Origin of the sequence: Methylobacterium sp. Leaf113, from assembly GCF_001423325.1 — a bacterium.
GTDB lineage: Bacteria > Pseudomonadota > Alphaproteobacteria > Rhizobiales > Beijerinckiaceae > Methylobacterium.
Genome location: NZ_LMNJ01000023.1, coordinates 172330 through 185645 on the forward strand (window position 1 = coordinate 172330; position 13316 = coordinate 185645).

At 66.9% G+C, this 13316-nt stretch carries 12 protein-coding genes and 1 tRNA gene; 6 read left to right on the forward strand and 7 right to left on the reverse strand.

Translation table 11 applies throughout. The features are described from left to right. Positions 1–16: 16 nt before the first annotated feature. From ASF60_RS14805 to ASF60_RS14815, 3 genes are all read right to left on the reverse strand, one after another. A complete protein-coding gene (locus tag ASF60_RS14805; RefSeq protein WP_244478440.1) occupies positions 17–772 on the reverse strand; it encodes a DUF2189 domain-containing protein in 756 nt (251 codons plus the stop codon). 224 nt (positions 773–996) lie between these two features. Further along, a complete protein-coding gene (locus tag ASF60_RS14810) occupies positions 997–2616 on the reverse strand; it encodes a peptide chain release factor 3 (RefSeq protein WP_056186282.1) in 1620 nt (539 codons plus the stop codon). 102 nt (positions 2617–2718) lie between these two features. Then, on the reverse strand, positions 2719–3471 hold the full coding sequence (locus tag ASF60_RS14815; RefSeq protein WP_056186286.1) for an SDR family oxidoreductase: 753 nt from the start codon (positions 3469–3471) through the stop codon (positions 2719–2721). A 99-nt stretch (positions 3472–3570) separates the two neighbouring features. On the opposite strand from ASF60_RS14815, the gene ASF60_RS14820 reads away from it, so the two are divergent. Together ASF60_RS14820 and ASF60_RS14825 are read left to right on the forward strand one after the other, a co-directional pair. After that, positions 3571–3645 (forward strand) — tRNA-Gln (locus ASF60_RS14820). 379 nt (positions 3646–4024) lie between these two features. Then, positions 4025–4363, forward strand: coding sequence for a hypothetical protein (locus ASF60_RS14825; protein ID WP_056186288.1), 339 nt, complete (start codon positions 4025–4027; stop codon positions 4361–4363). 158 nt (positions 4364–4521) lie between these two features. Here the strand turns inward: ASF60_RS14825 and ASF60_RS14830 are convergent, their stop codons facing one another. Then, complete coding sequence (locus tag ASF60_RS14830; protein WP_056186291.1) at positions 4522–6420, reverse strand: sigma 54-interacting transcriptional regulator; 1899 nt, start codon at positions 6418–6420, stop codon at positions 4522–4524. A 174-nt stretch (positions 6421–6594) separates the two neighbouring features. On the opposite strand from ASF60_RS14830, the gene ASF60_RS14835 reads away from it, so the two are divergent. The 4 genes from ASF60_RS14835 to cynS are packed head-to-tail and all read left to right on the forward strand — an operon-like array spanning position 6595 to position 10314. After that, positions 6595–7956, forward strand: a complete 1362-nt coding sequence (locus tag ASF60_RS14835; RefSeq protein WP_056186294.1) for a CmpA/NrtA family ABC transporter substrate-binding protein — start codon at positions 6595–6597, stop codon at positions 7954–7956. A 3-nt stretch (positions 7957–7959) separates the two neighbouring features. Continuing rightward, a complete protein-coding gene (gene ntrB, locus ASF60_RS14840) occupies positions 7960–8799 on the forward strand; it encodes a nitrate ABC transporter permease (RefSeq protein WP_056186297.1) in 840 nt (279 codons plus the stop codon). Positions 8800–8804: 5 nt separating this feature from the next. Further along, positions 8805–9791, forward strand: coding sequence for an ABC transporter ATP-binding protein (locus ASF60_RS14845; RefSeq protein ID WP_056186300.1), 987 nt, complete (start codon positions 8805–8807; stop codon positions 9789–9791). Between the two features lie 34 nt (positions 9792–9825). Continuing rightward, the gene (gene cynS / locus ASF60_RS14850; protein WP_056186303.1) at positions 9826–10314 is read left to right on the forward strand and encodes a cyanase; all 489 of its coding nucleotides are present in this window, start codon (positions 9826–9828) and stop codon (positions 10312–10314) included. A gap of 312 nt (positions 10315–10626) precedes the next feature. On the opposite strand, the gene ASF60_RS14855 is transcribed toward cynS, so the two are convergent. The 3 genes from ASF60_RS14855 to ASF60_RS14865 are packed head-to-tail and all read right to left on the reverse strand — an operon-like array spanning position 10627 to position 13316. Then, a complete protein-coding gene (locus ASF60_RS14855; RefSeq protein WP_056186308.1) occupies positions 10627–11736 on the reverse strand; it encodes an aldo/keto reductase in 1110 nt (369 codons plus the stop codon). Between the two features lie 51 nt (positions 11737–11787). Further along, on the reverse strand, positions 11788–12501 hold the full coding sequence (larB, locus tag ASF60_RS14860; protein WP_200940978.1) for a nickel pincer cofactor biosynthesis protein LarB: 714 nt from the start codon (positions 12499–12501) through the stop codon (positions 11788–11790). After that, complete coding sequence (locus ASF60_RS14865) at positions 12498–13316, reverse strand: hypothetical protein (protein ID WP_056186311.1); 819 nt, start codon at positions 13314–13316, stop codon at positions 12498–12500. Before ASF60_RS14865 ends, larB begins: the two co-directional genes overlap by 4 nt.

The window sequence follows — 13316 nt, forward strand, 5'->3', positions numbered from 1 at the left end:
GGATTGCGCCGTCCCCTCAGGCGGGCACCACCCGCCGATAGAGGTGCCATGTCGCGTGCCCGAGGATTGGCATGACCACCGCGAGCCCGACGAAGAGCGGCAGAGATCCGAGCACCAGAAGACCGACCACGATGAAGCCCCAGGCTGTCAGGATGCGGGGATTCCTGCGGAAAGCGGCCAGCGAGGTTTCGATCGCCGTCGCAAGATCGATGTTCCGATCGACGAGCATCGGCACCGAAACCACGCTGATCGCCAGCACGACGAGAGAGAAGGCGAATCCGGTGAGGTTCCCGACGATGATCAGCGCCCAACCGCGCGGCGTCAGGAAGACATCTCGGGCGAAGTCCAGCAGCGAGGCTGGCTCTGCATCGCCGTACAGCGCCCAGTAGAGTCCCTGGGCCGCCACCAGCCAACTCACGAAAATCGCAGTCAGCAACATGCCCATGCCGGCGAGCGCGCCGGCTGCCGGCCGTGTGAGATTGGCAAACGCCAGGGCCCACTCGGTGGACAGCCCCTGCTCACGTCGGCGGCTTAGTTCGTAAAGCCCGATGGCCGCGAAGGGTCCGATCAGGGCGAAGCCTGCGGCCAGGGGGAACACCAGCGGCAGGATCTCCAGCCCGAAGGCGACGGTCGCCAGGACGACCCCCACCAAGGGGTAAATCAACCCGATGAACAGCGCATGGGTGGGCATCGCCAGGAAATCATCGACGCCGCGTCGCAAAGCCATGGACAGATCATGGCCATCAATCGTGTTCACGGCTGGCCGCGCCATCGCATGGCCGAAATCGTCGACAGGAAGAGTCGTCATCGCTCAAGCCCTCTCGCAGGGGTGAAGCTCACGACGTCGAGGCCCAAGCCTTTCCGCGTCTGCTCGTGCGTGAAGGCGCCGAGAGCGAAGACCCGGAAGGGTATCCGATTTGTGAAAACCTGTCTCCACCCAGATCATGAAAGAGAAACAATTTCGCAGCACTTGTCACGGCCCGCGAAAGCTCGGCCTTAGGCTGCCCGCTTCTGATAATCCTTGATGTCGCTGAAGCGAATGTCCGGCGCGCGCTCCTCCTCGTAGCGCAGGGAGAAGGCCGTGGTCGCCATGAAGACCGGAGCGCCGTCGAGATCGCTCGCCATGGCGGACCCGTGGCTGCCGATGAACTTGTCGAGCGTTGGCTCTGTCTCGGCCGTGATCCAGCGGCAGATCGAGAAGCGTGTCGGTTCGTAGTCGATCGGCAGGCCGTACTCGGCCTGGAGCCGCTCCTTCAGCACGTCGAGCTGCAGGGCGCCGACGACCCCGACGATGGCCTGGGAGCCGTCATGCGGTCGGAAGACCTGAACGACGCCCTCCTCGCCCATCTGCTGGAGAGCTTCCTTCAGCTTCTTGGCCTTCATGGCATCGGTCAGCTTGATCCGGCGCAGGATCTCCGGCGCGAAGCTCGGCACGCCGCGGAACACGATCTCCTCGCCTTCCGTCAGGGTATCGCCGATTCGCAGCGTTCCGTGGTTGGGGATGCCGACGACATCGCCCGCGAAGGCCTCGTCGGCGATGGCCCGGTCCTGGGCGAAGAAGAATTGCGGGGCGGAGAGCGACATCGGCTTGCCGGTGCGCACCAGCTTCGCCTTCATGCCCCGGTTCAGGCGGCCCGAGCACACGCGCATGAAGGCGATCCGGTCGCGATGGTTCGGATCCATGTTCGCCTGGATCTTGAAGACGAAGCCGGTCATCTTCGGTTCGGTCGGCTCCACGAGGCGCTTGTCGGCATCCTGTCCGCGCGGTGGCGGCGCGAAGCGGGCAAGCCCGTCGATGAGATCGCGTACGCCGAAGTTCCGAAGGGCCGAGCCGAAGAACACCGGCGTCAGATGGCCCTCGCGGAACGCCGCCAGATCGAACCGCTTCAGTCCGGTTTCGGCAAGCTCCGCCTCTTCGCGCCAGGTCGCGGCCTCGCCGTTCTCCGTTAACAGCTGGTCGAACAGCGGATCGTCAACGCCCGTGACCGCCACCGTGCCGGCGTCGTCGGCCGCGTCCAGGCGGCGGACCCGACCGTTGCCCAGGTCGTAGGTGCCGGCGAAGCTGCGTCCGCGGCCGATCGGCCAGGTCACCGGTGCCACGTCGAGCGCCAGCACCTTCTCGATCTCGTCAAGAAGCTCGAACGGGTCCCGCGCTTCCCGGTCGAGCTTGTTGATGAAGGTGACGATCGGGATATCGCGCAGCCGGCAGACCTCGAACAGTTTGCGCGTGCGCGCCTCGATGCCCTTCGCGGCGTCGATGACCATCACGGCGGAGTCGACCGCCGTCAGGGTGCGATAGGTGTCCTCCGAGAAGTCCTCGTGGCCCGGAGTGTCGAGGAGATTGAAGACGCAGTCGCCGTACTCGAAGGTCATCACCGAGGTGACCACGGAGATGCCGCGCTCCTTCTCGATGCCCATCCAGTCCGAGCGGGTCGACACGCGGTTGCGCTTCGCCTTGACCTCGCCGGCGAGTTGGATCGCGCCGCCGAACAGCAGCAGCTTTTCGGTGAGCGTGGTCTTGCCGGCATCCGGGTGCGAGATGATCGCGAAGGTGCGGCGCCGGGCGACCGGATCGGCCTTCGCCTCCGGAGCTTTGGTCTCGGTCTGCATCAGCATGGCGGGCAATAATTTCCGGGTCCGCGCGCGGCGGCGCTGCGTTCGCGACGTCTAAGCGAAGAAGGGCTGTTCTGTAGGCGTTTCGAGCGCGATGCGCAAAACTCAGCCGCGCCCGAGATAGGGCATGTTGGTGGCGACCACGGTGAGGAACGGGACGTTGGCGGAAAGCGGAAGCCCGGCCATGTATACCACCGCGTCGGCCACGTGCCGGGCATCCATGACCGGCTCCGCGCGAATGCTTCCATCCGCCTGCCGTGCACCGAGGGCGATGCCGGCCGTCATCTCCGTCTCGGCATTGCCGATATCGATCTGCCCGCAGGCGATGTCGTACGGGCGCCCGTCCAGGGCGGTCGCCTTGGTCAGGCCGGTGATCGCGTGCTTGGTGGCCGCATAGGGCGCCGAATGGGGGCGCGGCACCTGTGCGGCGATCGAGCCGTTGTTGATGATGCGCCCGCCCCGTGGTGCCTGCGCCTTCATCATCCGGAACGCCGCCTGCGTGCACAGGAAGGCTCCGGTGAGGTTCACGTCCACCGACCGCCGCCAATCGTCGAGGGTGACCGCGTCGATGGCCGCCCCCGGGGTGAACACGCCCGCGTTGTTGAACAGCAGGTCGAGGCGACCGAACCGTTCGGACACCCGCGCAAACAGCTGCGCCACGGAAGCCGCATCAGCCACATCGGTCTCAACAGCCTCGGCGGAGACCCCGCACGTCTCAGCCAAGCCGGCAACCTCCTCCAAGGGGGCGCGGCGGCGGCCGGCCAAGACCAGATGAAACCCGGCTTCCGCGAGGCCCAAGGCCACCACCCGTCCGATTCCCGAGCCGGCTCCCGTCACGATCGCGATCCGCTCGCCCATGCTCCGACCCTCCGCTAAGCGACGCACGACCATAAAGCGCCTTCCCTCCCTGTTGCCAGCACCCGGCACTGCGTCTAGACACACCTCCGCCGAGCGCGATGGGGCGTCGCCAAGTGGTAAGGCAGCGGTTTTTGGTACCGCCATTCCCAGGTTCGAATCCTGGCGCCCCAGCCAATGTCTAAGGAAGCGGCTCTGGTCCTCCTCTGAAGCTTGGTCTGCTGGCCCGGGCTCCGGTTGACGGGGCGATCGGCGGCACTGTTCGGATCGGCTCGTTCCCGGCCGCGTCTCGCTGATCGGCGAGGAAGACGCGCTTTGGCGCACTTCGGCGCGGGAAGGATCTTGGTTGCGGACGATCTTGGCCGCGACGGAGCGAAACATCGCGTCTTGCGAGCCATGCCCGCCTTGACGCTCGAACATCATCCCGGGCACGCGTTCCGGCACTCCATGCAAACAGGAGGCTGGCCGCTTCGGTACCGCGGTCCACGATGTCACCGGCATCGAGCGGCTGAACTTCAGCGACGGTACGATCAACGAATCCTCAGGCTCTCCTCTCGTGGATGGCCTGTTCTACTTCGCCATGAAACGCGATGTCTGGCAGGTGCAGGTGGGTCCGGGTCAGCATTACGCCGAGTTCGGCTGGCGCGAAGGGCGCGATCCCAACCCGCTGTATTCGACCTCCGGCTATCTCACCGCGAATCCGGACGTGGCCGCCGCCGGTATCGATCCCCTGGCTCACTTCGATCGGTTCGGTTGGAAAGAGAGGCGCAATCCCTCGGCTTTCTTCAACACGAAGGCCTATCTTGCCGCGAACCCGGATGTGGCGGCAGCGGGAGTCGATCCGCTCGCACAGTATCTCCAATTTGGCATCGCCGAGCATCGCGACCTCGCTTGACGAAGACCGCGGCCGGTACTTGTGTGCCAAGGCGTTCCGATCGCATTCTGCGACCGGCTTTAGGAAACACCGGAAGCCTGACAGGCAACCGCCTGCACGGGCTGCCCAGTTGCAATCGCTCCCCAAGAAGCTGTTTGGGACAGGCGCGGGGTAAACTGTCACCGGTGATTGAGCAGGTCGCGACGATTGATGCCCAGGGCTTTGATGCGGGAGGCGAGCGTTGTCGGGCGCAGACCGAGCCTCTCGGCGGCGCCTCCCTGTCCGAAGATCTTGCCACCGGTGAGCACCAGGGCCGCCTCGATCTCGGCTCGGTCACGGGCGCGCCGTTCGGTCTCCGTCGGGACGGCAAGCGCGGGCTCGGCCGGAGCCGGCTCACGATGGCGGGGGGGCGCGTCGATCTCCGGCAGGTCCAGATGCAGGCGCCCGCGGACGGCGAGGATCGCGCCGCGCTCGATGACGTTCTCCAACTCGCGCACGTTGCCCGGCCAGGCGTAGCGGCTGAGCCGGCGCGCGTCGCCTTCCGTCAGGCGCGGCTCCGCGATGTTGAGGCGTCGGGCTGCGCCCTTCAGAAAGTGCTGTGCGATCAGGGGAATGTCCTCCGGTCGTTCGCGTAAGGGGCTCGCCGCGATCGGAAAGACGTTGAGGCGAAAATACAGATCTTCACGAAACCGTCCCCGGCGTACCTCGTCCCGCAAGTCTCGATTGGTGGCGGCGATCAGCCGGACATCGACGGCCCGGGTGCGCTCCTCGCCGATCCGCTCGAACGAGCGCTCCTGCAGGACCCGGAGAAGCTTTCCCTGAAGGTCGATGGGGATTTCGCCGACCTCATCGAGGAAGAGCGTGCCGCCATCCGCCAATTCAAAACGGCCAACCCGGTCGCGGACAGCACCCGTGAAGGCACCTCGGGCATGGCCAAAGAATTCGCTCTCGAACAATTCGCGCGGCACAGCGGCGCAATTAACCCGGATCAGGGGGCGGTCGGAGCGACGGCTGGCTTCGTGGATCGCCCGGGCGATCAGTTCTTTGCCGGTGCCGGACTCGCCGGTGACCAGGACGGTTGCGTCGGTGCCGGCCACCACATCGATTTGGCGCAGAGTCGCCTCGATGGCCGGAGATCGCCCGATGATGCCCTGGTGATGGCTTTCGAGCCGGATTTCTTCCTTCAGGTAGGCGTTTTCGAGCTCCAGGCGCTCACGCAGAGAATCGACTTCGGCGAGGGCCTGGCGCAGGCGCTCGTCGGCTTCGCGGCGGGGGCCTATGTCGCGGAAGACGATCACCGCGCCGAGAAGGCGGCCTCGATCGCGGATCGGTGTCGATGTGTATTCCACGGGGAACGCGCGTCCGTCACGGCGCCAGAACACCTCCGTGTCGACCTGGTGCACGGCGCCGTCGCGAAACGCCGCGTAGATCGGGCAATCATGGTGGTGATAATGCGCGCCGTTCGGGTGAGTGTGATGCACCGTGGCGTGCATGTCCCGCCCGACGAGGTCGGCGGCGGACCAGCCCAGCATCCGCTCGGCGGCCGGATTGACGAAGGTGGTCACCCCGTCCGCGTTAACGCCGTAGATGCCTTCCCCGGCTGCCCGCAGGATGAGCTGGTTCTCGCGCTCGAGATCGCGGAAGATCCGCTCCATCCGCTGCCATTCGGATAGGCCGGCCCGCATGTGGGCATCCGCCTGGGCGTCCACCTGACGCCGGCGGCGGGCATCGAGATCGGCCAGGGTCACCAGCATCAGCGGCGCGTGGCTGAGAAGAAGCGAACCCGCATATTCGAGCCGCAGGGTTTTGCCCTCGCCGTGGCGCGGGGTCAGCGCGTGGGTCCACCACCGGCCCTTGGCCTGGACCGCCTGGGTGAAGACGATCAGCGTCGGCAGCTGGCCGGGATGAAGGACGCTCGCCGGCATCCCCCGCAGCACGGCAGAATCATAGCCCAGCAGGTCGGCGGCCGCTGGGTTGGCCTCGACGACGCGATCCTGATCCGGGTCGAGCACCAGCATCGGCTCACGGCTTTCGCGGAAGGCGAGGCCGAGATTGAGCGGTGCCGGAACGGAAAGCATGAAGCCTTATCTCACGACGAGATTTCGTTGTAAAACCACGAGATCTCGTAAAACACGAAATCTCGTATGAAGATCGGATCGACCTAAGACTATGTGAAAGCTCAGAGAAAGTTATTTTCTGATCCTGGCACGGGGGTTGCGGAGCAGGCTGCACTTCTCAGCGGCGAGGCAGCCATGGCCCTGTTCGACAATCCTTTCGACGCCTCCCGGCGGCTTGGCCGGGGCGGCTGCTCATGTGGTGCGCACCGCTCGCAAGGTGAACACGATGCGGCCCAGCCGGTGGGCGACGCGGCCATTCAGCGTGTCGTCGACGGGACGGTGATGCGGGCGCTGTTTCCGCACGACGCCGAGCGGCGGGCGTTCCTGCGCAGCGTCGGGGCGGCGACCGCCCTGGCGGCTGTCAGCCAGTTCCTGCCGACCCGCCTGATCGCCGAGGCCTTCGCCGAGGGCGCCAAGCCCGAGAAGACGGACCTGAAAATCGGCTTCATCCCGATCACCTGCGCGACGCCGATCATCATGGCGAAGCCCATGGGCTTCTACGAGAAGCAGGGTCTCAACGTCGATGTGGTGAAGACCGCCGGCTGGGCGGTGATCCGCGACAAGACCCTGAACCGCGAATACGACGCCGCTCACATGCTGGCGCCGATGCCGATCGCGATCTCGCTGGGCGTCGGTTCGAATCCGCAGCCCTACACCATGCCGGCGGTGGAGAACGTCAATGGACAGGCCATCACGCTTGCCATGAAGCACAAGGACCGGCGCGACCCGAAGGACTGGAAGGGCTTCAAGCTCGCGGTGCCGTTCGACTACTCGATGCACAACTACCTGCTGCGCTACTACCTCGCGGAAGCCGGCATCGACCCCGACACCGACGTGCAGATCCGCGCCGTGCCGCCGCCCGACATGGTCGCGAACCTGCGCGCCGACAACATCGACGGCTTCCTGGCTCCGGACCCGGTCAACCAGCGCGCGGTCTATGACGGCGTCGGCTTCATCCACATCCTGTCGAAAGACATCTGGGATCGTCATCCGTGCTGCGCCTTCGCGGCCTCGCAGGATTTCATCACCCAGACTCCGAACACCTACGCGGCCCTGCTGCGGGCCATCATCGAGGCCACGACCTACGCCTCGAAGCCCGAGAACCGGAAGGAGATCGCCGCCCAGATCGCGCCGGCCAACTACCTGAACCAGCCGGTTACAGTGGTGGAACAGGTCCTCACCGGCACCTTCGCGGACGGCCTCGGCGCCGTGCGCAAGGTGCCCGATCGCGTCGATTTCGATGCCTTCCCGTGGCAGTCCTTCGCGATCTGGATCATGACCCAGATGCAGCGCTGGGGGCAGATCAAAGGCGAGGTTGATTACCAGGCCGTGGCCGCCAAGGTCTATCTGGCGACCGATGCCGCGAGGCTGATGAAGCAGAACGGCCTGACACCGCCGGAGACCACCACCAAGAGCTTCGTGGTCATGGGCAAGACCTTCGATCCCGCCAAGCCGAAGGAATATCTCGAATCCTTCAAGATCCGGCGGGCGGGCTGAGTCATGGCGCCAAGCCTCTCCGTTCGCGCCGGCCTCGTCTCGCTCGCCCTGCTGCTGGCTTTCTTGCTGACCTGGCAGATCGCGGTCAGCGGCACGGGCAAGACCGAGGCGATGGACCCGGAATACGCCGCCCTGATGGGCGCCAGTGCCACGACCGGCAAATCGGCCATGCCGGGGCCGCTCGATGTCGGGGCGACGATGTGGAAGCACCTGCGGGACCCGTTCTACGACCGGGGGCCGAACGACAAGGGGCTCGGCATCCAGCTCGCCTATTCCATCGGCCGTGTGGCGCTCGGATACGGCCTCGCGGTGATCGTGGCGATCCCGATCGGCTTCCTCATCGGCATGTCGCCCCTGATGGGGCGGGCGCTCGATCCCTTCATCCAACTCCTGAAGCCCGTCTCGCCCTTGGCGTGGATGCCGCTCGCCCTCTACACGATCAAGGATTCCGGGCTCTCGGCCATCTTCGTGATCTTCATCTGCTCGCTCTGGCCGATGCTGATCAACACCGCCTTCGGGGTGGCCGGCACGCGCAAGGAATGGCTCAACGTCGCCCGCACCCTGGAGGTCGGGCCGTTCCGCCGGGCCGTCACCGTGATCCTGCCGGCGGCGGCGCCCACCATCCTCACGGGCATGCGCATCTCCATCGGCATCGCCTGGCTCGTCATCGTGGCGGCCGAGATGCTCGTGGGCGGCACCGGCATCGGCTACTTCGTCTGGAACGAGTGGAACAACCTCTCGATCACCAACGTGATCACCTCGATCCTGGTCATCGGCCTCGTCGGCATGATCCTCGATCAGGTGCTGGCGCGGGCGCAACGCCTCGTCACCTTCCCGGAGTGAGCGCCATGGCCACGCTCCTTCGCTTCCGAACTGCGCCCAGCCCCGGAGACGCCCGCGTGTCCTCGCAGACCTCGCCGTCTCCCTCGTCAGGGTCCGAGAAGTTCATCTCGATCGAGGGCATCGCCCGGCGCTATCCCGCGCCGGGAGGCAAGAGCACCACGGTGTTCGAGAACCTGTGGCTGCCGATGCGGCGGGGCGAGTTCGTCTGCATGATCGGCCATTCCGGCTGCGGCAAGACCACGGTGCTCAACATCCTGGCCGGGCTGGAAGCGCCGAGCGAGGGCGTCGTCATCGCCGACGGGCAGGCCATCGAGGGCACCAGCCTCGATCGGGCGGTGATCTTCCAGGGCCACGCACTCCTGCCCTGGCGCACGGTTCTGGGCAACGTCGCCTACGCGGCGTCGTCGCGCTGGCGCAAGGCCACCCGCGCCGAGGTGCGAGCCCTTGCGGAAACTGCCATCGCGACGGTGGGTCTCGCCGGGTCCGAGCACAAGCGCCCGTCCGAATTGTCGGGGGGCATGAAGCAGCGCGTCGGGATCGCCCGGGCGCTCGCCATCGCGCCCAAGATCCTGCTCATGGACGAGCCGTTCTCGGCACTGGATGCGCTCACCCGGGGCACGCTCCAGGACGAGGTCCGTCGCATCTGCACCGAGACCGGCCAGACCGTCTTCATGATCACCCACGACGTCGACGAGGCGATCTATCTTGCCGACCGTATCGTGCTGATGACCAACGGACCCCAGGCCAAGGTGGCGGAGATCGTCGAGAACCCGCTGCCGAAGGTGCGCGACCGGGCCAACCTGCACCACGCGCCGGGCTATTACGCCCTGCGCAATCACCTGATGGACTTCCTGGTCACCCGCTCGAAGACCCTGCGGGACGCGATGCCGGCCGGCTACGACCCGCGCCATCCGCCGGTGATCCGCCCCGCGCTCACCGACGCCGATACCGCCGCCCTGTCGGCGAATGCGGCCCCGGCCCTGCGGGCCTGACTTCCCTCTTTCCAAACCGCCACGGAGACGATCCATGAAGCGCGAAGACCTGACCGAGAAGCTCCTCGACATCAAGCGCGAGAAGGGCTGGACCTGGAAGCACATCCAGGACGAGATCGGCGGCATCTCGCCGATCCTGATCACCGCCGCCTGCATGGGCCAGATGAAACTGCCCAAGGCCCAGGCCGCCAAGGCCGCCGCCCTGTTCGGCCTGTCCCAGGCCGAGGAGCGCATGTTGAACGAGGCGCCCTATCGCGGCTCGATTGCCCAGATGCCGCCGACCGATCCGCTGATCTACCGCTTCTACGAACTGGTGATGGTCTACGGCACGACCTGGAAAGAACTGATCCAGGAGGAGTTCGGCGACGGCATCATGTCGGCCATCGACTTCAACATGACCATGGAACGCGAGCCCAACAACAAGGGCGACCGGGTCAAGATGAACCTCTCGGGCAAGTTCCTGCCCTACAAATACTATGGCAATGACGAAGGCGTGCCGGATTACGGCTTCAAGGAAGGCTGAGTCCCGCCTGCGCTCGCCCTTCGGGAAACGCCGGAGGAATGGGTGCCTGCACGCTGACGATCGCGATCCCTCCCTCCCATCCCCGCCCGGACTCAGGCAGCACGCCGTCATCCCGGGGCGACGAAGGCGAGCCCCGGACCCGAAGGGGCGCGCCCGCGGCGTGCAATCCAGAACCGCCGACAGTGGATGGCCTTGCACCCCGTCATCCCGGACTCCGCTGCGCGGCTCCGGGATGACGGGGCGCTGCCGGGAACCTGGGAGGAAGGTCTTCGGCCGGAACGAACATCACCGCCGCGATCAGGCCGTCCGGTCTCACTCCATCGTGGGCGCCAGCTTCTGCACGCTCTCCACGTCCTCGCCGAGCCAAGCCGCGTTCTTGGCCGTACCGTCGAAGGTCGCGCTGGTCTTGAATAGCTCGTACTTGCCTTGGAGCGCATAGGGCTTGCTGCGTGCCAGGAGTTCGGCGACCGTCGCCCTGTCCATCGGTTTAAAGGTCTTCACCGCCTCGAACGCCTGGTCGAGGTCGCGCTGACTCTCGATGCCGGTGATGACCACGGTGGTGGGCAGGTTGAGGCAGAAGTGCAGATATTCGAGCGGCTTGATCGGCGCGTCGCTCTTCAGGATGACCCCGTCGCCGAAGGTCTTCATCCCGAGCGCCGCGATGCCGGCTTGCACGAGGTAGGGCAGCACGAGGTGCCCGAACGACCGGAAATGGGCGTCCATGACGTTGAGGGGCATCTGCACGGAATCGAAGTGGAAGCCGCGCTCCTCGGCGACTTCGAGCATCTGGAGATGGATGCGCGGGTCCTTGTGGCCGGTGAAGCCGATGTAGCGCAGCTTGCCGGCCTTCTTCGCCTCGACGAAGGCTTCCATGGCGCCGCCCTCGGCGAAGACCCGGTCGGGATCGTCGTAGCGCAGGATCTCGTGGTGCTGGACGAGGTCGATGCGGTCGGTTCGCAGGCGCTTGAGGGATTCGTCGATCTGGCGCATCGCCTCCTGCTTGGTGCGCCCGTCCATCTTGGACATCAGGAACACCTTGTCGCGGTACCCGCCCTGCGCCAGGGCGACGCCCATGCGCAGTTCCGAGCGGCCGCCGTTGTAGTCCCAGCAATTGTCCATGAAGGTGATGCCGCGATCGATGCCGGCATGGATCAGGCGGGTGGCCTCGTCGTCCGAGACCGCGTTCTTGCCGAGGTGGAAGCCACCCATGCCGATCGCCGAGATCTTCTCGGCGTGGCGCCCGAAGGAGCGGTACAGCATCTCGCCGCGGCGCTCGCCCGGATCGGTGATCAGGGGCAGGTCGGCCGGGTCCTTCGGCCGGGTGTTCGGCAGGCCGGGCGCGGTCACGGCCGCACCGGCGCTGCTGGTGGCGGCGAGGCCGGCGCCGGCAGCGGCGCCCTGTAGGAAACTGCGGCGTTCCATGTTTGCTCTCCGGATCGGGGGATGGCGATAGGGCGGGCGTGAGATGTCATGTCAGGCCTCCGCCGCTTCGGTCGATGATGCGTCGGCCAGCGCGCGGGCCGCCTGGAGCAGACGCAGGGCGGCGCAGGCGGCGCCGTAACCGTTGTCGATATTGACCACCGTGATGCCGGGCGCGCAGCTCGCCAGGATCGCATCGAGAGCCGTGCGCCCGCCCTCGGCGACGCCGTAGCCAACGGAGGTCGGAACCGCGATCAGCGCACTGGCGACGAGGCCGCCGACGACGCTCGGCAGGGCGGCATCCATGCCGGCGGCGACGATCAGGATCGGGTGGGCCCGGATCTCGTCCAGCCTGCGCGTCAGGCGCCACAGGCCAGCCACGCCCACATCGGCGAACAGGGTGGTCGCCTCGCCCTGGTACGCCAGGGTGCGCTCGGCCTCGCGCGCCACCGGAATGTCCGAGGTTCCGGCCGCCACGATGCCGATCCGCGCCGGCCCGGAGAGCGCCCGCTTCCGGCCGAAGATGGCCGTGCGCGAAACGGCGCAGTAGTCGATCCGGGTCCGGTGCTCCTCCGCCAGGGCCGCATGCTTGTCGGCGTCGAGCCGGGTCAGCAGCAGCGAAGCGCCGCGCGCGGCGGCCGCCGCCAGGATGGCGTCGATCTGGGCCGGCGACTTGCCGGCGGCGTAGATCGCTTCCTCCAACCCGATCCGCTCCGGCCGGGCGAAGTCGAGGACGAATTCGTCCAGGATACTGTCGGTGGCGCTCATGGCGTGGCTCCCGTCAGGAAGGCGCTGCCGGTGCGATAGGCGGTGAAGCGGACCGGCGCCTGGGGCAGGCTCGTGGGAGCCTCGGCCTGGATGCGCTCGGCCAGCAGAGTCTGGTGCGGCGTGTCGAGGGCCGCGAGGCTGTCGGGATCGAGTTCGACCACGATGCCGGCGGCGCGGACCCGGCAGCGCACGGCGCGCCGGGCGCCCGATCCGGCCCCGAGCGTGCGCGATACCAGATTCTCGACGGCGTGGATGAAGGCGAGGGTCTCGGGTTCGATGCGGATGCCGGTCTCGACCCGGCTCGACAGGCAGGGCGCGGACGGAAGATCCGCCACGGAGCCGAGGCCGAGGTTCCGGGCCAGGGCCCGCACCGCCGCCTTGTCGAGTCCGGCTTCCACATAGGGATGGCGCACGCCGTGCTCGCGAGCGGCGTCGAGGCCGGGGCGGTACTCGCCGAGATCGTCGAGATTGGCGCCCGACACCATGGTCCGGTCGGTGACTTGGCGGATGGTGCCGTACAGGTTGGTCTTGCAGAAGAAGCAGCGGTTGACCGGGTTGGCCCGGTACTGCGGGTCGGCGAATTCGCCGGCCTCGACCACGCGCAGGAACCAGCCCAGGCGCTCCGCCTCCGACCGCACCCGTCGGGTCGCCTCGGACGGGACGGCCGGCGAGGCGGCATGCACCATCAGCGCCCGGTCCCGGCCCAGGCTGCGATGAGCCGAGGCCGCCAGGGTCAGGCTGTCGACGCCGCCGCTGACCGCGACCGCCAGGGGGCCGATCTCCGCCAGGACGCGGTGCAGGCGGTCTTGCTCCAT

Bases quoted from the DNA above. Each gene is read 5' to 3' on its own strand.
- ASF60_RS14805 (WP_244478440.1), bottom strand. From the start codon at position 772: ATGGCGCGGCCAGCCGTGAACACGATTGATGGCCATGATCTGTCCATG.
- ASF60_RS14810 (WP_056186282.1), bottom strand. From the start codon at position 2,616: ATGCTGATGCAGACCGAGACCAAAGCTCCGGAGGCGAAGGCCGATCCG.
- ASF60_RS14815 (WP_056186286.1), bottom strand. From the start codon at position 3,471: ATGGGCGAGCGGATCGCGATCGTGACGGGAGCCGGCTCGGGAATCGGA.
- ASF60_RS14830 (WP_056186291.1), bottom strand. From the start codon at position 6,420: ATGCTTTCCGTTCCGGCACCGCTCAATCTCGGCCTCGCCTTCCGCGAA.
- ASF60_RS14835 (WP_056186294.1), top strand. From the start codon at position 6,595: ATGGCCCTGTTCGACAATCCTTTCGACGCCTCCCGGCGGCTTGGCCGG.
- ntrB (WP_056186297.1), top strand. From the start codon at position 7,960: ATGGCGCCAAGCCTCTCCGTTCGCGCCGGCCTCGTCTCGCTCGCCCTG.
- ASF60_RS14845 (WP_056186300.1), top strand. From the start codon at position 8,805: ATGGCCACGCTCCTTCGCTTCCGAACTGCGCCCAGCCCCGGAGACGCC.
- cynS (WP_056186303.1), top strand. From the start codon at position 9,826: ATGAAGCGCGAAGACCTGACCGAGAAGCTCCTCGACATCAAGCGCGAG.
- ASF60_RS14855 (WP_056186308.1), bottom strand. From the start codon at position 11,736: ATGGAACGCCGCAGTTTCCTACAGGGCGCCGCTGCCGGCGCCGGCCTC.
- larB (WP_200940978.1), bottom strand. From the start codon at position 12,501: ATGAGCGCCACCGACAGTATCCTGGACGAATTCGTCCTCGACTTCGCC.
- ASF60_RS14865 (WP_056186311.1), bottom strand. From the start codon at position 13,316: ATGGAGCAAGACCGCCTGCACCGCGTCCTGGCGGAGATCGGCCCCCTG.